We start from the raw sequence: 25572 nt of genomic DNA, 5'->3' as shown, positions 1-25572 counted from the left end.
CGGCCGCGATCTCGGTGCGCCTACAGTCGCTGAGCGGTCGTAGGCGCACCGAAATCGCTGACGCGCGGGGATTACTTCACCCGCGATGGGGGTTGTTTTCTCGCGTGAGCCCGCAACGCGTCGCCTTCCCGCTGCTGGCGTACGCGTTCGCCGCGATCATGGTCGGTACGACGCTGCCGACGCCGATGTACTCGCTCTACGCCGAGCAGATGAACTTCTCGGTGCTGACGACCACGGTGGTGTACGCGACCTACGCGGGCGGTGTGCTTTTCGCGCTGCTGGTGTTCGGCCGCTGGTCCGATGTCATCGGCAGACGGCCCGTGCTGCTGGCGGGAGTGGTCTTCGCACTTGCCAGCGCGGCGGTGTTCCTTTGCGCGGACAACGTGTCGATGCTCTTGATCGGCCGGGTGCTGTCCGGTTTGTCGGCGGGCGTCTTCACGGGGACGGCCACCGCCGCCGTCATCGAAGCCGCCCCGCCCAGCTGGCACACCAGGGCCGCCGCCGTCGCGACGATCGCCAATGTCGGCGGTCTCGGCGCCGGACCGGTGGTCGCCGGCGTACTGGTGCAATACGTTCCGCACCCGTTGCAGTTGAGCTTCATCCTGCACATGGCGCTCGCACTGCTCGCGGGCATCGCGGTGCTGGTCGTCCCCGAGACGTCTCAGCGCGTGGGAAGCATCGGTTTCCAGCGGCTCTCCGTTCCAGCGGAGGTGCGCCCGGTGTTCGTCATCGCCGGACTGGCCGCTTTCGCGGGATTCTCGGTCACCGGCCTCTTCATGGCCGTCGCGCCATCCTTCGTGGCCGACGTCGTCGGCATCGACAACGACGCGCTGGCCGGGCTCGTCGCGGCGTCGATCTTCGCCGCGTCGGCGGTCGCGCAAATCGGCGCCAGGGGGGTCGCGCCGCAGCGCGCGGTCGCGATCGGTTGCGCGGTGCTGGTCGCAGCGATGGCGATTGTCGTTGTCGCCCTCTATTTGTCCTCGCTGGCGGGACTGGTCGCGGCCGGCCTCGTGGCAGGCGTCGGCCACGGTATGACGTTCAGCCGTGGGCTGGCGGCCGTCGTCGAACGCACGCCGGCGGCGCGCCGGGCCGAGGTGAGCTCCACCTATTTCGTCGTCGCGTACGTGGCCATCTCATTGCCGGTCGTCGGCGAAGGCCTGGCCGCTCAGGCCTGGGGACTGCGCACCGCCGGGGTGAGTTTCGCGGTCGCCGTCGCCATTCTGGCCGGCGTCTGCCTGGCCGCGATCCTGGCCCGGGAAGCCCGCCAGTCCCGACGGGCCGGCGTCGAGGTCGCGAGCTAGCCGCTTTTACGCCGGAACTCGCGGCGACTCTCGAGGGGGCCATGGGCCCGCGGTTGCTTCGCGCCCTTGTCTTTGTGGTCGGAACCACCGGCCGACTTGGCCTTTTTCCGCTCCAGCGCTTCCCGGAACTTGCGTTTCGTCTCGTCTTCCGGTGCATCAGGCATGACCGCAGCCTACTGCCCGCCTGCCGCGCGGTCGCGTGCTTTACCGCTTGCCGGGGGGCATGCCGTAGACGTGCGAGATCGGCAGCGTCATGACGACCCGTCTGTCGTCGACCATCGCCCTCCGGTAGTCGTCCCAGTCGGGATGCTCACCGGCGATATTGCGGTACAACGCAATCAGCGCCTCGACGGTGTCGTCCTGCGGTGAGGCGGCCGGCGGGGTGAGGGTCGCGTCGCCCTCGGCGACGGCATAGGACCACCCGTCGTCGGAGCTGACATGGATCGAGGCCCGCGGGTCGCGCCGCAGGTTGCGGGTTTTGGCGCGCGGTTCGGTGATCGACACCTGGATCGTCAGACTGCGCGGGTCGAAGTAGTAGGACACGTTCGACAACTGCGGGCGGCCATCGCGTTTGATCGTGGCCAGCACGCCCAGCGAGTTCCCACCGATCAACGCCAACAGCTTGTCGTCGAGAACGTGACGTCCCATTGTGCGAGCCTACGTCGGAATCCCTGCGTGGATTGCGACATATCTAGCATGAAGCAGATCATGACGGTCAGTGGGGAAGTTCTCGACGGCGTCTCGGCCACCACGCTGTGGACCCTGCACAACCGCGGCACCGAGGCCAAGCGCTCTGACGGGGTGATCCGCGACCCGTGGGCGGTCACGCTGTTCGACGCGATCTCCTATGACTTCCGCAAGTTCGGCAAACCCAACCAGTCACACGGGTTACGCGCGGTCGCCTTCGACGCCGCCACGAGCGACTATCTGCGCACGCATCCGAAAGCATCGGTGGTGGCGCTCGCCGAAGGTCTGCAGACCAGCTTCTGGCGGCTGGAACGCGCCGGCGTTGCCGACCAATTGACCTGGTACTCAGTGGATCTTCGGCCCGTCATGGCACTTCGGGAGAAGCTGCTGCCCAGCGACGAGCGGATCGTGCCGCTGGCCCAGTCGGCGCTGGACCTGAGCTGGATGGACCGCATCGACGACTCGCACGGGGTGTTCATCACCGCCGAGGGCCTGCTGATGTACCTGCAGCCCGACGAAGCACTTGGCCTGATCCGCGCCTGCGCAACCCGCTTTCCCGGCGGGCACATGATGTTCGACTCGATCCCTCACTGGTTCTCCCGGCGCACCCTGACGGGCCTCAAGCTGTCCGACCGATACGTCACCCCGCCGATGCCGTTCGCGCTCAGCGCGGAAGAAGCGCTCGCCCTGGCCGGCCGCATTCCGGGCGTGCGCGGCGCCCGCGATATCGCCATGCCGCCCGGGCGGGGCCTGTGGAAGGTGGCGAGCCACTCGAGGATGGACCACATCGGTTTCCTGCGCCGCAATCGCCCGAGCATCACGGTGCTGGAGTTCTAGTCTCGCGGTATGACCAGATACGCCGGATTTCTCCGCGGGGTGAACGTCGGCGGCGTGAACCTCAAGATGGCCGAGGTGGCCAAGGCATTCGAGGACGCCGGATTCACCAATGTGAAGACCATCCTCGCGAGTGGAAACGTGTTGCTGGACAGCCGTTCCGGGGTGGCCGCGGTCAGAAAGAAGGCCGAGAAGGCGCTGCGCGACGCGTTCGGCTACGACGCATGGGTGCTGGCCTACGACCTGAAAACCGTGCAACAGATCTCCGACAAGTTCCCGTACGAGCGTGAGGTCGACGGCTACCACTCCTACGTCACGTTCGTCACCGATTCCGACGTCCTCGACGAGCTCGCGGCCCTCGGCGACGACGCGGGGCCCGACGAGAAGATCGCGCGCGGCGAGGGTGTCATCTACTGGCAGGTCCCCAGCAAGGGCACGCTGGACACCACAATCGGCAAGACGATGGGCAAGAAGCGCTACAAGTCGTCCACCACCACTCGCAACCTGCGCACAGTCGAGAAAGTTCTGCGATAGGTACATTCGGGCGTGTGACATCCGAAACGACCGCGAAGGCCGACGGCGCCGTTCTGTCCGGTGTGTCCGAGACGGCGCTGATGACATTGCAGGTCCGCGCGAACGAGGCGCGCAGACCGGATTCGATCATCGACGACCCGATGGCGATCCGGCTGGTAAATTCCATCGATTTCCAGTGGGCGAAGTTCGGGCTGAGCCGCCGGCAGGACATGGCGGTGCGCGCGCTGGCCTTCGACACCGAGACACGCCGCTACCTCGCCGACCACCCCCGGGCCACCGTGGTGGCGCTGGCCGAGGGCCTGCAAACCAGCTTCTATCGTCTCAACGCGGCCGGGGTCGGGGACGAATTCCGTTGGCTCACTGTCGATCTTCCCCCGATGATCGAGTTGCGCCGCAAGCTGCTCCCGCCGTCGGAACGCATCACCATGCGCGCACAGTCGGCCCTCGACTTCAGCTGGATGGACGAGGTGCCCGCCGAGGACGGCGTGTTCATCACGGCCGAGGGCCTGCTGATGTACCTGCAGCCCGACGAAGCCCTCGGCTTGATCGCCGCGTGTGCGCAGCGCTTCGGCGGCGGCCGAATGATGTTCGACCTGCCACCCGCGTGGTTCGCCAAGGGGATCACCCGCGGCATGCTGCGGCCCACGCTGCGCTATCGGGTGCCGCCGATGCCGTTCAGCATGACGCCGTCGCAGCTGGCAAATCTCGTCAACGAGGTGCCCGGCATTCGCGCGGTCCACGACTTGCCGATGCCGCAGGGCCGCGGCAGAGCCTTCAACGCCCTCGTGTCGACGGTTCAGCGGGTGCGCCTGTTCGACTCCGTGCGCCCGGTGAACACCCTGCTGGAATTCGGCTGAGAAGCGTCGATCAGACGGGCAACGCCACTGCGCGTTTGGGCTGCGCGACCGCCTGTTCCGACGACGCGAACTGCAGGTGCGGGTCGACGACGGAGCCCTCACGCAGCATTTCGACGTCGTAGTAGTAGTTCATCGACACACGCCACGGATCCCCGTCACCCTGCTTGGGTAACCGGTCCAGGGCACGCTGGACGTATCCGGCACTCAGGTCGAGCATCGGCCGAGTCGCCATTCCGTCCTCGACGACGTCGGCCCGCGCGATGTCGTAACCCTGCGCGTCCATGTGGCTCAACAGGCGGCAGAAATGCTCGCACAGCAGGCCGACCTTGAGAGTCCACGACGAGTTGGTGTATCCGAACGCAAAGGCGAAGTTCGGTACGCCCGACAGCATCATGGCCTTATAGGCGACCGAGTCGGCGAGGTCCACCGGCGTTCCGTCCACAGTCAGCGACATCCCACCGAGCAACTGAATGTTCAAACCCGTTGCGGTGACAATGATGTCAGCCTCTAGGTGCTTCCCGGATTCCAGCTGGATGCCGGTCTCGGTGAACGTCAATATGCGATCGGTGACGACCGAGGCGGCTCCGCTGCTAATCGCCTTGAACAGATCGGCGTCGGGGACCGCGCACAGCCGCTGATCCCACGGGTTGTACGCGGGGTTGAAATGCTCGTCGACTGGATAGCCGGCCGGCAGTTCCCGTGCATTGAGGTGGCGGATCAGCTTGCGCGCCGCGGCCGGGTACTTCTGGCTCAACTGGTACACAGCACGCTGCTTGACGATGTTCTTGCGCCGGGCCAGCGCGTACCCGCGCTCGGCGCCGAGCAGCTTCTGCGCCGCGTTGGCGAAAGTGTCCTTCGAGGGCACCGGCAACACATAGGTCGGTGAACGCTGCAACATGGTCACGTGGCCTGCCGTGTCGGCCATCGCGGGCACCAGGGTTACCGCTGTCGCGCCGCTGCCGATGATGACGACCTTCTTACCGGCGTAGTCGAGGTCCTCGGGCCAGTGCTGCGGGTGTACGACCTGACCCCGGAATCGGTCGCGACCCTCGAAACGCGGGGTGTAGCCCTGGTCGTAGCGGTAGTAGCCGCCCGCGCAGAAGATCCAGTTCGCACTGATCTGCACCAATTCCTCGGTGCCCTCCCCTGCGACGCGGCGCTCGACGTCGACTACCCAGCGCGCGTCGGCGCTCGACCACTCCGCGCCCAACACCTTGTGGTGGAAGCGGATCTTGGCGTCGATGCCGTTCTCCGCGGACGTCTCGCGCAAGTAGGCCAGGATCTTGTCCGCTGAGGCGATGGCGTCCTGGTCGCGCCACGGCTTGAACTCGTAACCGAACGTGTGCAGGTCGGAGTCCGAGCGAATTCCCGGATAGCGGAACAGATCCCACGTACCGCCGGTTGCGCCGCGTGCTTCGAGGATGGCGTAGGACCGGTCGGGGTGTTCCTTCTGGAGGTAGTAGGCGGCGCCTATGCCGGAGATGCCGGCGCCGACAATCAACACGTCGACGTGCTCGGTGCGGGATGTGGTGTGGACCATGACGGTGACTCCTGACGACGGTGGCTCGATACGTAGATCGTCGCGCCCCCGGGACCATCGCGGATAGAGCAGATTTCACCTGATTTCGCGTTTGAATGGTGCATCTTGCACCATCGCTCTATCCTGGTCCGATGACGTGGAAGCGCCCATCGACCCAGGTCAGAAAGCTGATCAGGAAGGGCGCGCAGATCATCGTCAATGCGCCGCCGGAATGGCTCGACGAGCTCGACGCCGCGGTGCTCGGCTCTAACCCGGCCATCGCCGCGGACCCGGAACTCGCTCGGGCGGTGAGCCGCAGCAACCAGGCCAACCTGTTCTTCTGGGCGACGGCCAATGTCCGCGACCCCGGGGCTCCGGTTCCTCCGAACTCCGGACCCGAGCCGGTGGATGTCGCGCGGGAACTGGTCCGCCGGGGGCTCGACGCATATTCGCTGGACGCGTACCGAGTCGGCGAAGGGGTGGCCTGGCGCCGCCTCATGAGAATCGCCTTCGAGCTGACCTCTGATCCGGCGCAGTTGCACGAATTGCTCGACGTGTGCTCCCGGTCGATCAGCGCGTTCGTCGACGACACCCTGTCGGCCATCGCGGCCCAGATCGACCTGGAGCGCGACGAACTGACGCGCGGAACCCATGCCCAACGTCGAGAGACCGTGGCGCTGGTTCTCGACGGCGCGCCCATTCCGCGCAGGCGCGCCGAAGATCGGCTGGGCTACGCACTGACCGGACTCCACACCGCGGCGGTCATCTGGAGCGACGAACCAACGGGCGATCTGGCCCGACTCGACAGGGCGGCCGAGTCAGTGGGGCACGCCGCCGGCGGGGCGCGACCGTTGAGCGTGCTGGCCGGTACCGCGACCCGGTGGCTGTGGGTGCCGGGCAACGTCACCGTCGACACCGATGCGCTGCTGCAATCGGTGCACCACGCACCCGATGTCCGCATCGCGATTGGGGCGACGGCCGGCGGTATCGACGGATTTCGCCGCAGCCATTTCGACGCCATCACCACCCAGCAGCTGATGGCGCGGCTGCGGTCACCACAGCAGATCGCGCAGTTCGCCGACGTCCAACTGGTCGCACTCATCACTACCAACACCGACCGCGCCGCGGAGTTCGTCGAGCACACGCTGGGCGATCTCGAATCGGCCGGAGTCGAGTTACAGGACACGGTAAGGACATTCGTCGCCGAAGGCTGCAATGCGTCCCGAACTGCAGCGAGGCTCTACACGCATCGCAACACACTGTTGCGTCGGCTGGCCCGCGCGGACGAACTCTTGCCGCGTCCGCTGGCCGAATCCTGCGTCAACGTGGCCGTCGCACTCGACATCGTGCGGTGGCGCGGCGCCCGCGGCTAACCGAACGCGATTTCGATGTAGCGCAGCGCATCGGCCTTGTCGATTCCCAGCGCCTTGGCCGCCGTCACGTAGGTGTGGGCGGCGGTGGCCATCGCGGCGTCGGCGGGGTCGACGCGCGCGACGAATGTGCCGAAGCGGCCCCGGGTTTCGAGAACGCCCGCAGACTCCAGCTCGCGATAGGCGCGGGCGACCGTGTTGACGGCCAGGCCGAGTTGACCGGCCAGTTCGCGCACCGTGGGCAATCGGGTGCCCGGCGGCAACCTGCCGTCGCGCACGCCTTCGATGATCTGCGTTCTGAGCTGGTCAAACAGGGGGCTCGAAGCGCGATGGTCGATGCAAACCCAATCCCCCAACTTGGTCACGTGCTCAGTATCGCCTAAGCCGCTAGTTTGGTCATGTGCAAGTGACGGTCCTCAGCGGTGCGGGCATCTCGGCCGAAAGCGGAGTGCCGACGTTCCGGGATGCCGAAACCGGGCTGTGGGCCAAGGTGGATCCCTACGAAATTTCGAGCTCAGAGGGCTGGCAGGCCAACCCCGAGCGGGTGTGGGCGTGGTACCTGTGGCGGCACTACATGATGGGGTCGGTCGACCCGAACGACGGCCACCGGGCGGTGGCGGCCTGGCAGGACTACGCCGAAGTGCACGTCGTCACCCAGAACGTCGACAACCTGCACGAGCGGGCGGGCAGCAAGAACGTCTACCACCTGCACGGCAGCCTGTTCGAATTCCGTTGTGATCGCTGTCGATCGGCCTACACCGGCGAGTTACCCCCGATGCCCGAGCCGGCCGAGACCGTCGACCCCCCGCGGTGCGACAGGTGCGGCGGCATGATCCGGCCCAACGTCGTATGGTTCGGGGAAGCGCTGCCCGACGACGAGTGGCAACGCTCGATCGAAGCGGTCGTAGAAGCCGACCTCGTGATCGTGGTCGGCACGTCGTCGATCGTCTATCCCGCCGCCGGCATACCCGAGATGGCGCTGGCCAACGGCAAAGTGGTCATCGAGGTCAACCCCGAACCCACACCATTGTCCGCGGCTGCGACGGTGTCGCTGCGAGAGACCGCGGCGGGCGCGCTGCCGAGGCTGCTGCAGCGACTGCCCGCGCTGCTCGGCTAGGCCGCTCTCACCGCGCGGCCGATCGCGAACTCCGCGACCGGTAACGGCACCCACCTCGGCATCGTCCATTCACGGCGCGCCCTCGACACCGTGAACCCGGCACCGGTGATGCTCTGCTCGGTGTGCCGATGGGTATGACAGTTGCCGAAGAGCCGCGGCCAGAACGTGGCATCGGCGAACCTTTGCAGACCGGCCTGCACACCGCTGCCGGCGATGTGCTCGAGGTACCGTAGCTCACCACCCGGTTTCAACAGCGAATACAGCTGTCGCAGAACATTTTCGGGGTCATCGACCGAGCACAGCACCAGCGAGCACACCACTCCATCGAACGGCTCACTGCCTGAGGCCATGTACTGCTCCACCGTGTCGGTGCTGACGGTGACCGGTACCGGGGCCGCGGCGGCCGCCTGCTGCGCCACCTCGGCAAGGGTACGTTCGGGCTCGACGGCGACCACCTCGGTCACGGTGTCGGGATAGAACTCGAAGTTCGTGCCCGTGCCCGCACCCACCTCCAGCACGCGGCCCGACAGGCCGGCGAGGTTCTCCCGCCGCAGCCGCCGGATCGCATCGGTCTCGTGGGTGGACATCACCTTCCACAAGCGGGCGAAGAACGGGTTATCGACGGTGTTCTGCATCCAGTAGTCCCTTCAACTTGGCCATGGTGTCCTGCGGCGCGGTCGTCGGCCCGATCGCACCCGACACGATCTCTCCGACGACGACGGCTCTGAGTACCCGGTCGGCGAACGCCTCGGTCTCACCCCACGGAAGGTACGGCCGGGAGATCAGCATCGCCGCCACCCCGTGCGCGGTCGTCCACAGTTCCAGCGCGACGGTGGTCGCATCGTTTTCGGGCAGGATACCCTCGGCCATCAAGGCCTCGACCGTGTTGCAGATGTGTACGAACGCCGAGTTGTTCAGCATCGTGTCCACGTCGCTGCCCGGCCGCCCCTCGCCCATGGTGGCAATCCGGTACAGCTCAGGGGTTTTCACGGCGAAGCGCACATACGCCAGCCCTTGCGCGCGCAGCGCGTCGATAGCCGCGGCCTCACCGGCGGCGGCCGCCTGCATCTCCTCGTCGAGCTTCTCGAAATACCGCGCGCACACCGCGTCCAGCAGTGCGTCCTTGTCGGTGAAGTGCAGGTAGATCGAGGGCGGTGTCACTCCGACGCGCTTGGCCACGGACCGGATGGACACCTCTTTGGCGTGCCCGGTTTCCAGCAGCAGATCGGTGGTCGCGTCGAGAATCTCGTCGCGAAGTTGCTCACCCGATCCGCGTGGCGCGCGTCGCCGTTTCATCGCGCGGGCACGGCCGTGGGTGGCGCTTCCCGGACCGGCGCCGGATCGTCCGCGGACTCGCTGATGCCGATCCGTTCGTGCAACTTGGCCAGGGGCTTGGGCGCCCACCAGTTCCATCGTCCGAGCATGTGCATGAATGCGGGCACCAGCGCCATACGAACCAGTGTGGCATCGGCGATGATCGCCAGCGTCATCCCGACGCCCATCATCTTCATGAACGACACCTCCGCGGCGATCAGCGCGGCGAACGAGATCGACATCAGCAACGCGGCCGCGGTGACCACCCGGCCGGTCTTGGCCAGGCCCAGTGCGACACTTTCGTCGCTGTCCGCGCGTGTCTTACCTGACCTCAGCCAGTATTCGCGGATGCGCGATATCAGGAACACCTCGTAGTCCATCGATAGCCCGAATGCGAGGCAGAACAACAACACCGGCATGTTCGCGACCAGAGTCCCGGTGGCCGTGGTCCCCAGCGCGCCCAAGTGGCCGTCCTGGAAGATCCACACCAACGCGCCGAACGCGGCCGTCAGCGACAGCACATTGAGCACCAATGCCTTCAGCGGAAGAATTACGCTGCCGGTGAGCAGGAACAGCAATACGAAGGTGATGGCCGCGATGACACCGAGAACCAGGGGCAGCCGCGACGTGATCGCTTGTGAGCTGTCGTGGTTGATCTGGGCAAGACCGGTGACGAGCACCGGTTTTCCGTTCGGTGTACCGACGGCATGCACCGCGTCGAGCTGAGCCTCGGAGGCGTCGGAGAACAGTGGCGCCGTACTGCCGACGGTGAAGAACGCGCTGCCGTCCTTCATACCGGTCGCCGCCGCGGGCGGCCCGGTGAGCCGGCCGTCGACGAACGAACCACCGGGTGCGGACACCGACGACACGTCGACCACCTGTGACAGTGCGCTCGCATACCGATCGAGTTCGGCCGGGGTCGCCCCCGCGGCGTCGGGGATCACGACAGTGACGTTGGTCGACGAGTCCACCGCGAAGTCATTTCGCAACTCATCACCGACCTCGCGCGCCGAGGCAGATTGCGGTAGCACGCGATCGTCGGGGAAGCCCCACTTGATCCCCAGGAAGGGCGCACCGAGCAAGAGCAGCACGGTGACGATGATGAAAGCGACCGGAATCGACCGGCGCATAACGAATTTCGTGCTGCGGTACCAGAACATCTGCTCGACGGGCTTGCGCACCGGATCGGGCCTGCCGAGGAGCCGGCGGATCAGCCGACGGGCGTCCCATGCGTCGAGCCGGTCCCCGAGCAGCACTATCGCCGCAGGTGCCACCACGATCGCCGCCACCGCCGCGAAGGTCACCACGGCGATCCCCGCATAGGCGAACGACTTGAGGAAGTACATCGGGAACAGCACCATCGCGACCATCGACAGCGCGACGGTCAGCGCCGAGAACAGCACCGTGCGACCGGCGGTCGTCATCGTGCGGATCAGCGCCCGGTCCCGGTCCGCGCCGTCGGCCAGCTCGTCGCGGTACCGGCTGATAATGAGCAGTGTGTAGTCGATGGCGAGCGCCAGACCCATGGCGATGGTGAGGTTCATCGCGAAGATGGACACATCGGTGACATAGGTGGTGGCACGGAGCACAGCCATCGATCCGAGGATCGCGAACCCGCCGACGGCCAGAGGCAGCGCCGCGGCCAGTAGCCCCCCGAACACCCAGACGAGCACGATGAAGCTCAGCGGAATCGCGATGGCCTCCATCATGAGAAGGTCTTTTTCGCTCTGCGCGTTGATCTGGACATAGGTCATCGCCACACCGCCTGCGCGCACCGTCACGCCGTCACGGTCGTGGACCAAACTGTCGGTGAGCTCCTTGGCGTTTTTCTGCGCGCCGCTCTCCCCGCCGGTGATGCCGGCGACGATCAGACCCGTCTTACCGTCCTTGCTGACGAGCGCGGGGACGGCCGACGGCGGTGCGGTCCAGGCGGACGTCACTTGCGCAACGCTCGGGGATTCCTGCAATTGCGTGACGATGTCAGCGGCTACCGCGCGCGCCGCCGGACTCTGGGCACTTGCGTTCTCGTCGGTGAGGCTGATGACGAGTTCCATGTCGCCCTGGCCGAACCTGTCGACCAGCAGCTGCGTCGCCTGCGCCGACTCCGAGGTGGGGTCCTGGAAGCCTCCGGCGGACAGGCTCTTGGCGACGGGGATGCCGAAAATCCCACACGCCAGCATGACGAGCGCCGCGATCGCCACGATGCGCCGTGGTGCCGTGATCGCCAACCCTGCGATGCGTTCAAGCACGTCGCGACCTCCTGCTAGTTGGATACCGTCGATAACTTACCAATGATAAGTTACCGCTGCAAGGTAGCTCTTCCCTTAGGTACGACGCGGACCGATGCCACGTTCAACGACAGCCGCGATGAGAACCGTGGCCGCCGCCGGTCTATCGCTGTATGACAACCTCGACTGCCGAACCGACCACCTCGAGCACCTCGAATTTGACCGATATCGGCCTGCTGATCCTGCGTATCGGGATCGGCGCGACAATGGTGCACGCCGGCCTACTGAAGGTGTTCAGCTTCGATGCCACCATCGGCTTCATGGAGACGGGCGGGTGGACGCCGTCGACCGTCGCCGCGCTGATGGTGACGGCGACTGAATTACTAGGCGGGATCGGACTGCTCCTCGGTGCGCTGACGCCGCTGGCGGCATGCGCTGTCATCGCGGCGATGATCGACGCGTGGGCGGTGAACGTCTCGGCCGCCGAGGTCTGGGCCGACCCGTTCAACGCACCGTTTCTGATCGCGCTCGGCGGCACATCGCTGCTGTTCGCGGGGGCGGGCGCGTACTCGGTCGACGCGCGATTGTTCGGCAGGACCGTGTGGTCGGCCAGGATTGCGATCGGCCTCCTGGTCGTGGCCATCGCGGCGGCTCTTTTCACCTGGGTTTTGCTCAACGGGACGAACCCAATCCACTTCGACGCCCCGACCAGGTGAAACTTACTGACGGGTAGTGACGGACCCTACCCGGCGGTAAGAATTGCCACCGTTTTCCGAATCGTGACTCAAAGATTCCTTAATAGCGATGGTTACTGTTCAGTACATGTGGATCGACGACACCAGTGCTGATGTCATCAAGGTTGACTTCGAGGCGCTTTACCACGGTGATTTCCTGGTAGAGGGCGATACCTCGGAGCAGCTCGACGACGAGCACACCCTGCCCACCGCGGTATGAGAAAGCGCGCGCCCTGAGGGCGCGCGTTCTTCCGCGACGGTTTGCCCCAGCGCGGGGCCCATATCGCTGATTCCTGTGTTCTGAAAATCCCGTCCTACGCGACGTTCTCTTCTCGGTCCGCCTCGACCATGCCGGCCAGTCTGCCGGTGATGATCTCTTCGGCTTCGGTGACGATCCGCGCCACCAGCTCGCCGCACGTCGGGATGTCGTTGATCAGACCCATCGCGGTGCCCACCGACCAGATGCCGGCATCCAGGTCACCGATCTCGTAGACCTTGACTCCGCGTGACCCCGCGACCAGGTCCTTGACGTCCTCGAACTGACCACCGCGGTTGAGGATCTCCACGACCTCGCGGGACACCGCGTTGCTCGCGACGCGGGCGGTGTTGCGCAGCGGCCGGAAGATCATCTCGGTGTCGAGCTCGCTGCCCGCCACGATCGCTTCCTTCACGTTCTGGTGAATGGCCGACTCGACGGTGCACATGAAGCGGCTGCCCATGTTGATGCCGTCGGCCCCCAGCGCGAGCGCAGCCACCAGCCCACGACCGTCGGCGAACCCGCCCGAGGCGATCATCGGTATGTCGATCTTGACCGCCGCGGCAGGGATCAGCACCAGTCCCGGGATGTCGTCCTCACCGGGATGACCTGCGCATTCGAATCCGTCGATGCTGATGCCGTCCACGCCGAGGCTCTGGGCCTTGACCGCGTGCCGCACCGAGGTGCACTTGTGCAGCACCTTGATCCCGTTGTCGTGAAACATCGGCAGGTGGGGTGCGGGGTTGGAGCCCGCGGTCTCGACGATCTTGATGCCGGAGTCGACGATCACCTGTCGATACTCGTCATACGGCGGTGGGTTGATGGTCGGCAGGATCGTCAGGTTCACCCCGAATGGCTTGTCCGTCAGATCGCGGCACTTCGCGATCTCCTTCGCCAAATCGGCGGGCGTCGGCTGCGTCAGGGCGGTGATGAACCCGAGCGCACCCGCATTCGCCACTGCCGCGACGAGTTCGGCGCGACCGACCCACTGCATACCGCCCTGGACGACGGGATGCTCGATACCGAAGGTCTCGGTGAACTTCGTGGTGATGCTCATCGGGGAGCCATCCTGATCGCACCGTCCAGACGAATGACTTCGCCGTTCAGCATCGGGTTCTCGATGATGTGCACCGCCAGCGCGCCGTATTCGTCCGGGTCGCCGAGCCGGGCCGGATGCGGCACCTGCTTGCCGAGCGACTGCTGCGCCTCCTCGGGCAGCGAGCCCAGCAGCGGGGTCTTGAAGAGTCCGGGCGCGATGGTGCACACCCGGATCAGCTCGCGGGACAGATCGCGGGCGATCGGCAGGGTCATGCCGACGACGCCACCCTTGGACGCGGAGTACGCCGCCTGGCCGATCTGGCCCTCGAAGGCCGCGACGGACGCGGTGTTGATGATCACGCCGCGCTCCTCCCCGAGCGGCTCGGTCTTGGCGATGCGCTCTGCCGACAGCCGAAGCACATTGAAGGTGCCGATCAGGTTGACCTCGACGACCTTCTTGAACGCGTCCAGCGGGAACGGGCCGTCCTTGCTCAGCGTCTTGGCCGCGTTGCCGATGCCGGCGCAGTTGACGTTGATGCGCACCGGGCCCATCGACTCGGCGACATCGAGCGCCTTGCTGACCGCGGCCTCGTCGGTGACGTTGGTCTCGACGAACGTGGCGCGGTCACCGAGCGCTGCGACGGCGTCTTCGCCCCGCAGGTCGATCACCACGACGGATGCGCCCCTGTCGAGCAGCCGTTTGGTGGTCGCCAGGCCTAGCCCGGAAGCTCCCCCGGTGACGACGGCTACGGCGTCTTTGATCTCCACTTACTCTGTTCCCTCTCTGTTGGAAAGACCCGGCGTCAAACCCAGTCTCGGAGTACGGCTTCGGTGTCGGCGCCAGCGGGCCCCGGCGGCGTGGGGGTGGGCGGCACGCTGCGCGAGAACCGCGGCGCGGGCATCGGCTGCAGGTAACCGCCCTCGGCCGAATCGTCGCGGTAGAACGTGTCGCGCTCGGTGATGTGCGGTTCGGACTCGACCTCGCCGAAGGACAACACCGGCGTGACGCACGCGTCGCTTTCGGCGAACACCTTCGCCCAATGGTCGCGATCTTTGGCGGCGACGGCATCGGCGATGGCCGCGCGGAGTTCAGGCCAGCGGGCCATGTCGTTCTGGTCGGGCAGATCGGCGCCGTCCAGACCCAGACCCTTGATCATCTCGGCGTAGAACTGCGGCTCTATCGCACCGATCGCGATGTGCCTGCCGTCGGCGCACGTGTAGGTGTCGTAGTAGGGGGCGCCGCCGTCGAGCATGTTCACGCCACGCTCGTCCGACCACATGCCGTCCTGACGAAAGCCCCAGATCATTTGCGCCAGAACGCTGGACCCGTCGACCATCGCCGCGTCGACCACCTGACCCTTGCCGGACGTCTGACGCTCCCACAGCGCCGAGAGGATCCCCACGAGCAGGAACATCGACCCCCCACCGAAATCGCCGGTCAAGTTCAGCGGCGGCACGGGCCGCTCACCGGCACGCCCGATCGAGTGCAACACCCCGTTGAGGGAGATGTAGTTGATGTCGTGACCGGCCTGCAGCCGCCGCGGACCGGTCTGGCCCCACCCCGTCATGCGGCCATAGACCAAGCGTTCGTTGACCTTCGCACAATCCTCGGGGCCCAAGCCCAACCGTTCGGTGACGCCGGGGCGCAGTCCCTCGATCAGCACGTCGGCCTTGGCGACCAACTTCAGCACCAGTTCGCGACCCTCGTCGGACTTCAGATCAGCGGTCACCGAACGGCGATTGCGAAGTGCGGTTTCCCGCCGCGAGCTCGGAATGCCGCCCAGCTTTCCCGGCCGATCGATGCGCACGACGTCGGCGCCGAGGTCGCCGAGGATCATCGCAGCGTGCGGACCTGGACCGATGCTGGCCAGTTCGACGACACGCAATCCCTTGAGTGGTCCAGTCATGCCCAATTACCGCCCTTCGTCCGACTAGCGCTGTCGACGCCGACATAGCTTACTTGTATAACCAAGTGCTTCGGTCCTAGGGTTCAGTCATGACAACGGTCGACTCGAGCGTGCAGACCTACAGCGGTATCGACGACCTGTCCGTCGACCTGGTCGACGGTGTGCTCTCGCTGACCATGAACCGGCCGGCGAGCCTGAACTCGCTGACCAAACCGATGCTCGCCACCATCGCCGACACCTTGCAGCGAGCGGCGGGTGATGCCCGTGTCCGCGTGGTGCGGCTCGGTGGGGCCGGACGCGGCTTCTCGTCCGGCGCGGGCATCAGCGAATCCGACCACGCCAATCCCGATGCCACCGGCACGCCCGCCGATGTGCTCGACGCCGCCAACAGCGCAGTCCGGTCGATCGTGAGCCTCCCGCAGCCGGTGGTCGCCGTCGTCCAGGGGCCCGCGGCGGGCGTCGGAGTGTCTCTGGCCCTGGCCTGCGATGTCGTATTGGCTTCGGAGAAGGCGTTTTTCATGCTGGCCTTCACCAAGATCGGTCTGATGCCCGACGGCGGCGCTTCGGCGTTGATCGCCGCGGCGGTCGGTCGTATTCGCGCCATGCGGATGGCTCTGCTGGCCGAGCGGATTCCGGCGTCCGAGGCGTACGAATTCGGGTTGGTCACGGCGGTCCATCCGGTCGAGGAGTTCGATGCCGAGGTCGACAAGGTCATCGCGATGCTGGCCGGCGGACCGCGGGTGGCGCTGCGGTTGACCAAGGACGCCATCAACTCCGCGACGCTCCCCGAACTCGAGGCGGCGCTGGAACGCGAGAAGGTCGGCCAGCTGTCACTGCTCGACTCGGGCGATTTCCGCGAGGGCACCAAGGCGTTCCAGCAGCGCCGGCAGGCGAATTTCACCGACTCCTGACACAAATAAATCGGTGGACTCGGTCACCTCTGATCGGCGACCATCGGTTGGTGAGTACGCAATTCGAGATTCAGCCGGTGCGCGACGCCGGCGGTTGGCGCGTGCTCGCACCCTTTCAGATCCGCGAGTACCGCCTGCTCATCGCGGCGGTGACGCTATCGATCTTCGCCGACGGCATGTTCGCCGTCGTGCTTGCCCTACAGGTCATCGAGCTCGACAACAACCCGGTGTCGTTGTCGATCGTGATGACGTGCTTCGGCGCCGCGTTTGTGGCGTTCGTTCTGGTCGGGGGGATCACCGCGGACCGGATAAACCAGCGCAAGATCATCATCGGCGTCGAGACAGTGAACGTCGTGGCGGCATCAACGGTCGCAGCCCTGGGACTGCTTGGCGCGCTGCAGGTCTGGCATCTGGCCCTCGCGGCCACCGCAATGGGAACCGCCGCCGCGTTCTTCTTCCCGGCATACAGCGCGATCCTGCCGCGGATCCTGCCTGCCGAACAACTGTTGGCCGCCAACGGTGTCGAAGGCGTGGTGCGCCCGGTGTTCCAGCGCGCGGTCGGTCCGGCCGTCGCAGGCATGTTGATCGGTGCGACATTCCCGGCGGTGGGTTCTGTCGTGGTCGCCGCACTCTTCGCTACCGGCCTCGTCCTGCTGATCGCGACGAGGCCGGCGGCGTCGACGCCACCGCAGGATCCCGATGTCGAACGCGCGCACGTGTTGCGCGATCTGCGGGACGGCTTCGTGTTCATGCTACGCACGCCGTGGCTGCTGTGGACGCTGTTGTTCGCGAGCATGTTCGTGCTCGTCGTACTCGGACCCATCGAGGTGTTGCTGCCCTTCATCGCCAACGACCGGTTCGACGACGGCGCGCGCATGTACGGCTTCATCCTGGCGTTCTTCGGAATGGGCAGCGCCCTTGGCGCGCTTGCGGTGTCCTCGGGCCGGCTGCCCCGTCGCTACCTGACGGTGATGATGGCTATGTGGGGCCTCGGCTCCATCCCTTTGGTGGTCGTCGGCTTCACGTCGTCGTTCGCATTGATGGCAGTAGCGACGTTCGTCGTCGGTGTCACCGACGGTGCGGGCATGGTGATCTGGGGTACCCTGCTGCAGCGCCGGGTACCTTCCGAGATGCTGGGCCGGGTGTCGAGTCTGGACTTCTTCGTCTCGCTGGCGTTCATGCCGGTATCGTTCGCGATCGTCGGCCCGCTGTCGAAAATCGTTACGATGCAGACGATTTTCTTGGTGGCCGGCATCGCTCCGGTGATACTGGCGGCCATTGCGTTGGTTGCGGCGAAGATGCGTCAGGACGAGCTGGCGCACCCATTGCGCTAGACGCCGAAAAGCGGCGGCAGTGCCAGCACCATGACCAGTCCCCAGAAGAAGTGGGTCAGCATCGGTGCGAGCACTCCCCCGGTGATGCGGCGCTCGATCGCACACACGGTGCCGAGGACGGCCGCCGCAAAACCCAGCATCGGGTTACCGGTCGCGACGCCCGTCGCGATCACGTACAGCACCGTCGATACCAGCACCGCATGGAACCGGCCGAGCGCGGTGTAGAGAGCACCGCGGAAGAACATCTCTTCGGCCACGCCGTTGACGACGGTGATGAACGTGACCAGTAGCAGCGGCCCGTAGTCGGCGTACTCCAGTACGCGAGTGATGTATTCGCGCACAGGAGGAATTTCGCGGGCGATCAATCCGCCCACGATGAAGACGGCTCCGAGCAACAGGCCCACCGCGGTCCCGGTGATCCACGGGCGCTGGTTGCGGCCACGGAACCGAATGCAGCCAAGGTGCAGCGGGCCTGACAACAACGCGCCGACCGCCCACACCGCGGCCAGCGCCAGCGTCAGCCAGTAGAACGAGGCGTCTCCCGGGGGCAGGGCCAGCGAATAGCCAAGCAGCACAGCGCCGATGACCAACACGATGGCAACGATGACGCGTCTGCGGCGGATCAGGCTAGGTGGCTCGTGGTGCGGTACCGGGCAGGTACCGACGATGTCCCTGGCCTCGGCCAACCATCGCGGCCGAGTTTCGGGTGGTTGAGTCACGCCGACTTCGCCTTCGGGACAAGGCCGATGGCGGTGTCCAGTCCCGTGCGCACAGCCGCGGCGAGGGGTCCTGGCACGACGCCGAGCAGGCCCAGCGCCGGTCGCGCGAACGACGGCGTGATGTGGCTGGCCAGTTGCCGAATGCGGAAGGTGTCACCGCCCGCCCAGACCGGGTCCGTATCGGCGAGATGGTGCGGGTCGGCGAGCGCGTCGACGGGTTGCGGTTTGCGGCTCTCGAGAGCCCTGGTGATGGCCTCGTCGATCCCGACGAGGCCGTCGGGCGGGTCGGGCACCAGATCACGAAGGCCGTTCTCGGAGGCCATCATCGGGTGGTCGAGCGACTCCACGAGGTCAGCGGCCAGACCGCCCGGCACCGGCAGCACCGCCGATGTCACCAACGACACCAGCCCGATGTCCACGCCGTTGACCGGCAGTTCGGCCCGCCATTTGCCGGAGATGCGTGCGCACGCGCGGAGCAGGTCGGCGTAGGAGGACGTCTCCGGACCGTAGATGTCGTACGCCCCGGCAGGAACCTTCTCGTCCGCGGCGGCGACCAAGTAGTAAAGGACATCCTGTATCGAGATCGGGTCGATCGGATTGATCGACCACCCCGGCATCGGCATCAGTAGGAATCGGTCGGTGACGTAGCGCAGCATCTCGAACGACGTCGAACCCGACCCGATGATCATCGCCGCACCCAGCCACACCACCTCCGGCCCGCCATCCACGCGGAGCGCCTCGGCGACTTCGGCCCGGCTGCTCAGATGCTCGGAGAGATCGTCATCGTCGGGAACGAACCCGCCCAGGTAAATGATCCGGCGAACGCCGGCGTCCTTGGCCTCGTTCGCCACGTTGGCCGCCGCACGGTTATCCGCCTCGCGAAAGCCCGGCTGCCCGATGCCGTGCACGAGGTAGTACACGACGTCCACCGGTCCGGCGGTGGCGAACGCGTGCCGCGCCGACTCCTGGTTGTGGGCGTCCAGCGCCACCCCGGTGACCCGGTCCTGCCAGCCGAACTTGGCCAGCCGCGCGGGGCTTCGGGTGGCGACGACAACGTCGTGGCCCGCATCCAGCAGGGCTGAGACGAGCCGCGACCCGACATAGCCCGTGGCGCCGGTAACCAGGATTCGCAATTTGCTCACCGTACGGCTGTACCCGGAGTGCGCGGGATCGCAACCTTGTCGCGCTCAGCTGTTGTTGGCGTCACGGTGCAGCTCGATGAGTGCCTGATACACCTGCGCGTTGTGCCGGTTGTGCGCCACTTCGGCGTCGCTGAGATCGCGCCGCGTCTTGCCGGGCACGCCGGCCACCAACGACCGCGGCGGTACGACGAAGCCCTGCGGCACCAACGCGCTGGCGGCGATCAGCGAGCCCGCGCCGATCTTGGCGCCGTTGAGTATGACCGCTCCCATCCCGATGAGACAGCCGTCTTCGACCTCGCAGCCGTGCAGTACGGCGTTGTGCCCGACGCTGACGTTGGCGCCGATGCGGACTGGAAAGCCGGGGTCGACGTGGATCGTGACGCCGTCCTGGATGTTGGTGCCCGCGCCGACCTCGATCGGTTCGGCCTCAGCCCGAAGTGTCGCGCTATACCAGACACTGGCGCGGGCGCCGAGCGTCACCTGACCGATCAGGCTCGCATTGGGCGCGACCCAGCTCTCGGCGTGCAACGACGGCGCACGCCCACGGATGGGCACGATCAGCGGCTCAGGCATGCGCGACATCGTAAGTCACGAGGCGTGACATATTGACGGGGTGACATCGACGCCGACAGCACTGGGGGTCGTCGACGGCGTCGACCTGACCGGCAAGGTGTGCGTCATCACGGGTGCATCGGCCGGACTGGGCAGGGAGTCGGCGCGCGCTCTCGCCGCCACCGGCGCGCACGTCATCCTCGCCGCGCGCAATCGGGCCGCCCTCGCCGACGCCGACGCATGGGTTCGTGCCGAGGTTCGGAATGCCAAGACCTCGACGGTGGAACTGGACCTCACCTCCCTGGCCGCGGTCCGGTCGGCTGCCGACGCCATCGGTGCCATCGCGCCCGCGATTCACGTGCTGATGAACAACGCGGGAGTCATGTTCACCCCGTTCGGCCGAACGACCGATGGTTTCGAAATGCAGTTCGGCACCAACCATCTCGGCCATTTCGAACTCACGCGCCTACTCGAGCCGCAGCTCGGCGCGGCCGGGGGTGCGCGCATCGTGAACCTGTCGTCGGACGGGCATCGGCTGGCCGACGTCGACCTCGACGACCCGAATTGGCAGCACCGCGAGTACGACAAGTTCGCCGCGTACGGCGCCTCGAAGACTGCCAACATCCTGCACGCGGTCGAGCTGGACCGGCGCCTGCGCGACCAGGCCATCAGGACAAACGCGGTGCATCCGGGCGTCGTGGCGACGTCACTCGCACGGCACATGTCCCGCGACGACTTCGCCGCGCTGACGGAGTTCGTTTCGTCGGATCCCGGTCAGCCGAAGGTCGACGTCCGCCGCGACTTCACCATGCCCGAGCAGGGCGCGGCCACCCAGGTGTGGGCGGCGGTGAGCAGCGACCTCGCCGACGTCGGATCGGTGTACCTGGCGGACTGCCGGATTCAGGACGACCAGGAAAGCCCAGCGCCGTATGCGACGGACGCCGCGCACGCATTGCGGCTGTGGGAAGTCTCCGAGCGCCTCTGTAGCTAGGCCCTGTGCTTCGTCGCGGCGGCATTGTGTGGCAAGATCCGCAACTCGCAGGTCAGAGCACCTGCGACGTAGGTTTAGCGGGGTCTTCGCTTTGGTGATGCCGCATTGGGCGTTTTAACATGCGATGCACTGGAAGACCTGAGGAGCACTTACGTGAAGACCCGCACCAGCAAGACCATTGGCGCCGTCGCCGGAATCGCCGCGATCGCCGTGTCGGTGCCGATGGCTGTGACCGCATACGCGCAGCCGTCCACCGAGCCGGCCCCGACGCTCGAGATCCCCGATCCCCAGGGTTCGGGCTGCGATGCCTTCAAGACGTCGGTGCCCAGCTACAAGGATCTGGCGAACGTCCCGGTGGGCACCGCGCTGCAGAGCATCCCGGATGTCAGCACCTTCTACTCTGCGATCTCGGGCGGTTTCAACCCCGCGGTCAACATCGTCCCGGTTCTGGAGAACGGCCCGTACGTCGTCTTCGCGCCGACCAACGAGGCGTTCGCCAAGCTGCCTCCGGCTCAGCTCGATGCGCTCAAGGCCGATCCGGCTGCGCTGAGCGACCTGGTCTACTACCACGACTTCCTCGGCCTGCTCGGCAATGAGGACGTCAAGGGCCAGCGGCCGACCCAGCAGGGCGCCGAGATCAACGTCGAGGGCGACGGCGGCGATATCAAGGTCAATGACACCGCCAAGGTTCTCTGCGGTGCGATCTTCGCCAAGAACGCGCGGATCTATCTGATCGACACGGTGCTTGATCCCAAGCTGCCGCCGGACGCGCTCACGCCGACGAGCACGTCGGGCACGTCCACCACCACCACGACGACAGCCAGCCCGACGGCACCACCGACGGCAGGGGCCGCTGAGGTTCCCGCGGCGGAGGCGCCGACCACCGAGCCGATGCCTGCGGCGGACGCCCCGATCGGCTAGAGCCCACGCCGGCGAGCCGGCTAGAGCCCGAGGTCGCGGCCGATGATCTCCTTCATGATCTCGGTCGTGCCACCGAAGATCGTCTGGATGCGTCCGTCGACGTAGTCGCGCGCGACGCGGTACTCCAGCATGTAGCCGTAGCCGCCGTGCAGCTGCACGCACTGGTCGACGACCTTCTTGGCGACCTCGGTGGCCCACCACTTCGCCTTGGCCGCCTCGACCGCGGTCAGCTCACCGTCGACGACACCCTGCAGGCACCGGTCGATGTAGTTCTCGGTGACCTCGAGTTCGGTGTCCATCTCGGCGAGCAGGAACCGGTTGTGCTGGAAGCTGCCGATCGGCTGCCCGAACGCCTTGCGGTCCTTGGCGTATTGCAGTGTCTGCCGCCAGGTTTCGCGGGCGCCCGCGACGGCGGTGATCGCGATCGAGAGCCGCTCCGAGGGCAGGTTGGTCATCAGGTGGTAGAAGCCGCGACCCTCCTTGCCGAGCAGGTTGGCGCCGGGAACGCGGACGTTCTCGAAGTGCAGTTCGGACGTGTCCTGCGCGTGCAGGCCCATCTTCTCCAGCTTGCGGCCGCGTGTGAAACCTTCCATCCCGCGCTCGACGACCAGGAGCGAGAAGCCCTTGTGTCCGGCCTCGGGATCGGTGCGGGCCACGACGACGACGAGGTCGCTGTTGATGCCCGACGAGATGAAGGTCTTGGAGCCGTTGACGATCCAGTCGTCACCGTCGCGCACCGCCGACGTGCGGATGCCCGCCAGGTCGCTGCCTGCGCCGGGTTCGGTCATCGCGACAGCGATGATGGTCTCGCCGCTCGTGATCCCGGGCAGCCAGCGCTGCTTCTGCTCGTCGTTGGTCAGGTCCTTGAAATACGGTCCGACGACGTCGTTGTGCAGGCTCAGCGCAGGTGCGGGAACACCGGCCTTCGCGATCTCCTCGTCGATGATCGCGTTGAAGCGGAAGTCATCTGAGCCTCCGCCGCCGAACTCCTCGGGCATGTTGAATCCGATGAGTCCGTGCTTACCGGCAGCCACGTACGCCGACCGATCGACGATGCGATCCTCTTCCCATTTCTCGGCGTTGGGAACCAGTTCGCTGTCGATGTAACCCCGGACTGTGTCGCGGAACGCTTCATGCTCGGCGTCGTAGATCGTGCGCTTCATAATCTTTTCGGTGCCTTTCCTACTTGGCTTTCCAGACCGGCTGGCGCTTCTCCGCGAAGGCCAACGGCCCTTCCTTGGTGTCCTCGGAACGGATGAGCGTTCCGATTTCGCGCATGGTCCTGGTCCAGCCCGCCTCGTCGCCGGTGATGACGCCGTCGTCGACGCCCATGGCCACCCGTTTACTGGCCCACACCGCCAGTGGTGCGTTGCATGTAATCCGTTCGGCCAGAGCGATTGCCGCGTCGACAGCGGTGCCGTCTGGCACCACCTGGTTGACGAGGCCCCACTTCAACGCATCCGCCGAACTCATCGGATCGCCGGTGAAGATCAGCTCCATCGCCACCTTGCGCGGCAGATGATCGACGATGCGGAACACACCACCCGCGGCGGCGATCAGCCCTCGCTTGACTTCGGGCAAACCGAACTTGGCGCGCTCTTCCGCGACGACGAGGTCACTGGCGAGCGCGAGCTCGGTTCCGCCGCCGAGGGCGGTGCCGTTGACGGCCGCGATCGTCGGCTTGTCGATGTAGTGGTGGACGTAACCGGCGAAACCCCAGTCGCCGTGATCGGGATGAAACAGGTTCTCGCGGCGCGAGATGGCCTTGAGATCCGCTCCTGCGCAGAAGGATTCGCCTGCACCGGTGATGACGACGGCGCGGACTTCGGGGTCGTCCTGCGCCGCCTGTAGGGCGTCTCCAACCGCGATGCTCACCGCGCTGTTGACGGCGTTGCGCGCTTCGGGTCGGTTGAGGGTGATGACGAGGACGTTGCCCCGCCGCTCGGTGAGAGCGGCGGGAGCGGTCACGTCAGTGGTCACAACAGCTCGATGATGGTGGCGTTGGCCTGGCCGCCACCCTCACACATGGTCTGCAGGCCGTACTGAATTCCCTTGTCCCGCATGTGGTACAGCATCGTGGTCATGATGCGTGCGCCGGAGCCGCCCAGGGGGTGGCCCAGTGCGATGGCACCGCCGTTGGGGTTCAGCTTCTTCTCGTCGGCGCCGATGTCCTTCAGCCACGCCAGGGGCACCGGGGCGAACGCCTCGTTCACCTCGAACACGCCGATGTCCTCGAGCCGCAGGCCCGAGCGCTTCAGCGCCTTCTGCGTAGCCGGAATCGGGGCGGTCAGCATGATCACCGGGTCAGCACCGGCCAGCGTGGCGGTGTGCACCTTGGCAAGTGGTTTGAGCCCCAGGGACTTCGCCTTCTCTGCCGACATGAACAGGATGGCCGCCGAGCCGTCCGAGATCTGGCTGGAGTTGCCGGCGTGGATCACGCCGTCCTCTTTGAAGGCCGGCTTCAGGCCCGCCATCTTCTCGATGGTGGTGCCGCGGCGGATGCCCTCGTCCTTGAGCACCGCGTTGCCGTCCTGGTCCTTGATGCCGACGATCTGGTCGTCAAAGGCGCCCGCATCCTGTGCGGCGGCGGCCTTCTCATGGGAATCCAGCGAGTACTGGTCGACGGTGGTGCGGTCGAAGCCCCACTGCTCGGCGATCATCTCGGCGCCGATGCCCTGGTTCGGGGTCTGGCTGTAGCGGCTGCGGAAGGCCTCCGGGTAGGGATGCCCACCGTTGGCCAGCGAGGCGCCCATCGGGGTGCGCGACATCGACTCCACACCGCCGGCGACGACGACGTCGTAGTGTCCGGCGACCACACCGGCCGCGGCGAAGTGGATGGACTGCTGGCTCGACCCGCACTGGCGGTCGACGGTCACGCCGGGCACGCTCTCGGGCCAGCCGGCGGCCAGCACGGCGGTACGCGCGATGTCTAGCGCCTGCTCGCCGGCCTGCATGACGCAACCCCAGATGACGTCGTCGACGATGCCGGGATCGATGCCCGCGCGCTCAGCCAGACCATTGAGGACCTGCGCCGACAGCTCACCGGCGTGAACACCGGACAACCCGCCGTTGCGCTTGCCGACCGGCGACCGGACAGCCTCGACGATGACGGCTTCAGCCATGACCTATCTCCTTTGAAAGTCGTGTAGTCCCCGAAGGTAGAGGAACAAAGATTACTAGGTCAACCTACTGGTTGGTAGGCTGACCCGAGCCGCACATCACGCGATGTGCACTGTCGTCAATCTTCCACATGGTTTACTGAGTTGTATAGCTGGTAGACGGCCAGCAGATATCCGTGGAGTGTGG

Annotated in this window: 28 protein-coding genes; 12 read left to right on the top strand and 16 right to left on the bottom strand. The window is 66.2% G+C overall.

The genetic code is table 11. The features are described 5' to 3' along the window. Positions 1-104 precede the first annotated feature (104 nt). Positions 105-1301, top strand: coding sequence for an MFS transporter (locus tag G6N36_RS26415; protein WP_372512383.1), 1197 nt, complete (start codon positions 105-107; stop codon positions 1299-1301). Here G6N36_RS26415 and G6N36_RS26410 read toward each other — a convergent pair. Together G6N36_RS26410 and G6N36_RS26405 are read right to left on the bottom strand one after the other, a co-directional pair. Then, positions 1298-1465: a DUF5302 domain-containing protein gene (locus tag G6N36_RS26410; protein ID WP_163689660.1), complete on the bottom strand. Its 168-nt coding sequence runs from the start codon at positions 1463-1465 to the stop codon at positions 1298-1300. The genes G6N36_RS26415 and G6N36_RS26410 overlap by 4 nt on opposite strands. A 40-nt stretch (positions 1466-1505) precedes the next feature. Beyond that, complete coding sequence (locus tag G6N36_RS26405; protein WP_163689659.1) at positions 1506-1949, bottom strand: PPOX class F420-dependent oxidoreductase; 444 nt, start codon at positions 1947-1949, stop codon at positions 1506-1508. 60 nt (positions 1950-2009) lie between these two features. On the opposite strand from G6N36_RS26405, the gene G6N36_RS26400 reads away from it, so the two are divergent. The 3 genes from G6N36_RS26400 (at position 2010) to G6N36_RS26390 (ending at position 4213) form a co-directional block, all read left to right on the top strand. Then, positions 2010-2825, top strand: a complete 816-nt coding sequence (locus G6N36_RS26400) for a class I SAM-dependent methyltransferase (protein ID WP_235690187.1) — start codon at positions 2010-2012, stop codon at positions 2823-2825. Between the two features lie 9 nt (positions 2826-2834). Further along, positions 2835-3356 (top strand): DUF1697 domain-containing protein, encoded by a 522-nt coding sequence (locus G6N36_RS26395; RefSeq protein WP_163689657.1) that lies wholly within the window; start codon positions 2835-2837, stop codon positions 3354-3356. Between the two features lie 80 nt (positions 3357-3436). Further along, on the top strand, positions 3437-4213 hold the full coding sequence (locus G6N36_RS26390; RefSeq protein WP_276067984.1) for a class I SAM-dependent methyltransferase: 777 nt from the start codon (positions 3437-3439) through the stop codon (positions 4211-4213). 10 nt (positions 4214-4223) lie between these two features. Here the strand turns inward: G6N36_RS26390 and G6N36_RS26385 are convergent, their stop codons facing one another. Continuing rightward, positions 4224-5753 carry a flavin-containing monooxygenase gene (locus G6N36_RS26385; protein WP_163689655.1) on the bottom strand — a complete coding sequence of 510 codons (1530 nt, stop codon included), beginning with the start codon at positions 5751-5753 and terminating at the stop codon, positions 4224-4226. 131 nt (positions 5754-5884) lie between these two features. On the opposite strand from G6N36_RS26385, the gene G6N36_RS26380 reads away from it, so the two are divergent. Next, a complete protein-coding gene (locus tag G6N36_RS26380; RefSeq protein WP_163689654.1) occupies positions 5885-7105 on the top strand; it encodes an Rv1453 family transcriptional regulator in 1221 nt (406 codons plus the stop codon). Here G6N36_RS26380 and G6N36_RS26375 read toward each other — a convergent pair. Further along, positions 7102-7467 carry an Rv1152 family transcriptional regulator gene (locus tag G6N36_RS26375; protein ID WP_163689653.1) on the bottom strand — a complete coding sequence of 122 codons (366 nt, stop codon included), beginning with the start codon at positions 7465-7467 and terminating at the stop codon, positions 7102-7104. The genes G6N36_RS26380 and G6N36_RS26375 overlap by 4 nt on opposite strands. Before the next feature lie 35 nt (positions 7468-7502). Between G6N36_RS26375 and G6N36_RS26370 the strand changes: the two genes are divergently transcribed. Further along, complete coding sequence (locus G6N36_RS26370) at positions 7503-8219, top strand: NAD-dependent deacylase (RefSeq protein WP_163689652.1); 717 nt, start codon at positions 7503-7505, stop codon at positions 8217-8219. Here G6N36_RS26370 and G6N36_RS26365 read toward each other — a convergent pair. Genes G6N36_RS26365 through G6N36_RS26355 form a run of 3 tightly spaced genes read right to left on the bottom strand, consistent with a single transcriptional unit; the run spans position 8216 to position 11782 of the window. After that, positions 8216-8854: a class I SAM-dependent methyltransferase gene (locus G6N36_RS26365; protein ID WP_163689651.1), complete on the bottom strand. Its 639-nt coding sequence runs from the start codon at positions 8852-8854 to the stop codon at positions 8216-8218. The genes G6N36_RS26370 and G6N36_RS26365 overlap by 4 nt on opposite strands. Continuing rightward, positions 8835-9515: a TetR/AcrR family transcriptional regulator gene (locus G6N36_RS26360; RefSeq protein WP_163689650.1), complete on the bottom strand. Its 681-nt coding sequence runs from the start codon at positions 9513-9515 to the stop codon at positions 8835-8837. Before G6N36_RS26360 ends, G6N36_RS26365 begins: the two co-directional genes overlap by 20 nt. After that, a complete protein-coding gene (locus G6N36_RS26355; RefSeq protein WP_163689649.1) occupies positions 9512-11782 on the bottom strand; it encodes an MMPL family transporter in 2271 nt (756 codons plus the stop codon). Before G6N36_RS26355 ends, G6N36_RS26360 begins: the two co-directional genes overlap by 4 nt. Before the next feature lie 152 nt (positions 11783-11934). On the opposite strand from G6N36_RS26355, the gene G6N36_RS26350 reads away from it, so the two are divergent. Both G6N36_RS26350 and G6N36_RS29640 read left to right on the top strand, forming a co-directional pair. Further along, positions 11935-12477, top strand: coding sequence for a DoxX family protein (locus G6N36_RS26350; RefSeq protein WP_163689648.1), 543 nt, complete (start codon positions 11935-11937; stop codon positions 12475-12477). A gap of 88 nt (positions 12478-12565) precedes the next feature. Continuing rightward, the gene (locus tag G6N36_RS29640) at positions 12566-12715 is read left to right on the top strand and encodes a hypothetical protein (protein WP_163724406.1); all 150 of its coding nucleotides are present in this window, start codon (positions 12566-12568) and stop codon (positions 12713-12715) included. 94 nt (positions 12716-12809) lie between these two features. Here G6N36_RS29640 and G6N36_RS26345 read toward each other — a convergent pair whose 3' ends face one another. Genes G6N36_RS26345 through G6N36_RS26335 form a run of 3 tightly spaced genes read right to left on the bottom strand, consistent with a single transcriptional unit; the run spans position 12810 to position 15696 of the window. Then, entirely contained in the window at positions 12810-13808 is a 999-nt protein-coding gene (locus G6N36_RS26345) for an NAD(P)H-dependent flavin oxidoreductase (protein ID WP_163689647.1), read from the bottom strand. Further along, positions 13805-14557 (bottom strand): 3-hydroxyacyl-CoA dehydrogenase, encoded by a 753-nt coding sequence (locus tag G6N36_RS26340; protein WP_163689646.1) that lies wholly within the window; start codon positions 14555-14557, stop codon positions 13805-13807. Before G6N36_RS26340 ends, G6N36_RS26345 begins: the two co-directional genes overlap by 4 nt. A gap of 35 nt (positions 14558-14592) precedes the next feature. Beyond that, complete coding sequence (locus G6N36_RS26335) at positions 14593-15696, bottom strand: CaiB/BaiF CoA transferase family protein (RefSeq protein ID WP_163689645.1); 1104 nt, start codon at positions 15694-15696, stop codon at positions 14593-14595. Positions 15697-15785: 89 nt separating this feature from the next. On the opposite strand from G6N36_RS26335, the gene G6N36_RS26330 reads away from it, so the two are divergent. Continuing rightward, positions 15786-16607 (top strand): enoyl-CoA hydratase, encoded by an 822-nt coding sequence (locus G6N36_RS26330; RefSeq protein WP_163689644.1) that lies wholly within the window; start codon positions 15786-15788, stop codon positions 16605-16607. A gap of 68 nt (positions 16608-16675) precedes the next feature. Next, positions 16676-17941 (top strand): tetracycline efflux MFS transporter Tet(V), encoded by a 1266-nt coding sequence (gene tet(V), locus G6N36_RS26325; protein WP_179964970.1) that lies wholly within the window; start codon positions 16676-16678, stop codon positions 17939-17941. Here tet(V) and G6N36_RS26320 read toward each other — a convergent pair. The 3 genes from G6N36_RS26320 to G6N36_RS26310 are packed head-to-tail and all read right to left on the bottom strand — an operon-like array spanning position 17938 to position 20384. Next, positions 17938-18627, bottom strand: coding sequence for a CPBP family intramembrane glutamic endopeptidase (locus G6N36_RS26320; RefSeq protein ID WP_179964969.1), 690 nt, complete (start codon positions 18625-18627; stop codon positions 17938-17940). The two genes, tet(V) and G6N36_RS26320, sit on opposite strands and share 4 nt — an antisense overlap. Positions 18628-18656: 29 nt before the next feature. Beyond that, positions 18657-19802: an NAD(P)H-binding protein gene (locus G6N36_RS26315; protein ID WP_163689641.1), complete on the bottom strand. Its 1146-nt coding sequence runs from the start codon at positions 19800-19802 to the stop codon at positions 18657-18659. Between the two features lie 45 nt (positions 19803-19847). Further along, positions 19848-20384, bottom strand: coding sequence for a gamma carbonic anhydrase family protein (locus G6N36_RS26310; protein WP_179964876.1), 537 nt, complete (start codon positions 20382-20384; stop codon positions 19848-19850). Between the two features lie 31 nt (positions 20385-20415). Between G6N36_RS26310 and G6N36_RS26305 the strand changes: the two genes are divergently transcribed. Both G6N36_RS26305 and G6N36_RS26300 read left to right on the top strand, forming a co-directional pair. Beyond that, positions 20416-21345, top strand: coding sequence for an SDR family NAD(P)-dependent oxidoreductase (locus tag G6N36_RS26305; protein WP_179964875.1), 930 nt, complete (start codon positions 20416-20418; stop codon positions 21343-21345). Between the two features lie 153 nt (positions 21346-21498). Further along, the gene (locus G6N36_RS26300) at positions 21499-22266 is read left to right on the top strand and encodes a fasciclin domain-containing protein (protein WP_163689639.1); all 768 of its coding nucleotides are present in this window, start codon (positions 21499-21501) and stop codon (positions 22264-22266) included. 20 nt (positions 22267-22286) lie between these two features. Here G6N36_RS26300 and G6N36_RS26295 read toward each other — a convergent pair whose 3' ends face one another. From G6N36_RS26295 to G6N36_RS26285, 3 genes are read right to left on the bottom strand one after another with little or no spacing between them, the layout of a single operon-like run. Next, positions 22287-23429 (bottom strand): acyl-CoA dehydrogenase family protein, encoded by a 1143-nt coding sequence (locus G6N36_RS26295; protein WP_163689638.1) that lies wholly within the window; start codon positions 23427-23429, stop codon positions 22287-22289. Positions 23430-23448: 19 nt separating this feature from the next. Beyond that, the gene (locus G6N36_RS26290) at positions 23449-24246 is read right to left on the bottom strand and encodes a crotonase/enoyl-CoA hydratase family protein (RefSeq protein WP_163689637.1); all 798 of its coding nucleotides are present in this window, start codon (positions 24244-24246) and stop codon (positions 23449-23451) included. Further along, positions 24243-25388 carry a thiolase family protein gene (locus G6N36_RS26285; RefSeq protein WP_163689636.1) on the bottom strand — a complete coding sequence of 382 codons (1146 nt, stop codon included), beginning with the start codon at positions 25386-25388 and terminating at the stop codon, positions 24243-24245. The genes G6N36_RS26290 and G6N36_RS26285 overlap by 4 nt, the downstream gene beginning before the upstream one ends. Positions 25389-25572: the final 184 nt, after the last annotated feature.

The sequence above is a fragment of the Mycolicibacterium gadium genome (genome assembly GCF_010728925.1).
In the GTDB taxonomy this organism is placed as follows: Bacteria; Actinomycetota; Actinomycetes; order Mycobacteriales; family Mycobacteriaceae; genus Mycobacterium; species Mycobacterium gadium.
This window is presented reverse-complemented; position numbering and strand designations above follow the sequence as displayed.

What these genes read in the sequence shown, in the direction of transcription:
- G6N36_RS26410 (WP_163689660.1), bottom strand. Translation starts at nt 1,465, where the DNA reads ATGCCTGATGCACCGGAAGACGAGACGAAACGCAAGTTCCGGGAAGCG.
- G6N36_RS26405 (WP_163689659.1), bottom strand. Translation starts at nt 1,949, where the DNA reads ATGGGACGTCACGTTCTCGACGACAAGCTGTTGGCGTTGATCGGTGGG.
- G6N36_RS26400 (WP_235690187.1), top strand. Translation starts at nt 2,010, where the DNA reads ATGACGGTCAGTGGGGAAGTTCTCGACGGCGTCTCGGCCACCACGCTG.
- G6N36_RS26395 (WP_163689657.1), top strand. Translation starts at nt 2,835, where the DNA reads ATGACCAGATACGCCGGATTTCTCCGCGGGGTGAACGTCGGCGGCGTG.
- G6N36_RS26390 (WP_276067984.1), top strand. Translation starts at nt 3,437, where the DNA reads ATGACATTGCAGGTCCGCGCGAACGAGGCGCGCAGACCGGATTCGATC.
- G6N36_RS26385 (WP_163689655.1), bottom strand. Translation starts at nt 5,753, where the DNA reads ATGGTCCACACCACATCCCGCACCGAGCACGTCGACGTGTTGATTGTC.
- G6N36_RS26380 (WP_163689654.1), top strand. Translation starts at nt 5,885, where the DNA reads ATGACGTGGAAGCGCCCATCGACCCAGGTCAGAAAGCTGATCAGGAAG.
- G6N36_RS26365 (WP_163689651.1), bottom strand. Translation starts at nt 8,854, where the DNA reads ATGCAGAACACCGTCGATAACCCGTTCTTCGCCCGCTTGTGGAAGGTG.
- G6N36_RS26360 (WP_163689650.1), bottom strand. Translation starts at nt 9,515, where the DNA reads ATGAAACGGCGACGCGCGCCACGCGGATCGGGTGAGCAACTTCGCGAC.
- G6N36_RS26350 (WP_163689648.1), top strand. Translation starts at nt 11,935, where the DNA reads ATGACAACCTCGACTGCCGAACCGACCACCTCGAGCACCTCGAATTTG.
- G6N36_RS29640 (WP_163724406.1), top strand. Translation starts at nt 12,566, where the DNA reads ATGGTTACTGTTCAGTACATGTGGATCGACGACACCAGTGCTGATGTC.
- G6N36_RS26345 (WP_163689647.1), bottom strand. Translation starts at nt 13,808, where the DNA reads ATGAGCATCACCACGAAGTTCACCGAGACCTTCGGTATCGAGCATCCC.
- G6N36_RS26335 (WP_163689645.1), bottom strand. Translation starts at nt 15,696, where the DNA reads ATGACTGGACCACTCAAGGGATTGCGTGTCGTCGAACTGGCCAGCATC.
- G6N36_RS26330 (WP_163689644.1), top strand. Translation starts at nt 15,786, where the DNA reads ATGACAACGGTCGACTCGAGCGTGCAGACCTACAGCGGTATCGACGAC.
- G6N36_RS26310 (WP_179964876.1), bottom strand. Translation starts at nt 20,384, where the DNA reads ATGTCGCGCATGCCTGAGCCGCTGATCGTGCCCATCCGTGGGCGTGCG.
- G6N36_RS26295 (WP_163689638.1), bottom strand. Translation starts at nt 23,429, where the DNA reads ATGAAGCGCACGATCTACGACGCCGAGCATGAAGCGTTCCGCGACACA.
- G6N36_RS26285 (WP_163689636.1), bottom strand. Translation starts at nt 25,388, where the DNA reads ATGGCTGAAGCCGTCATCGTCGAGGCTGTCCGGTCGCCGGTCGGCAAG.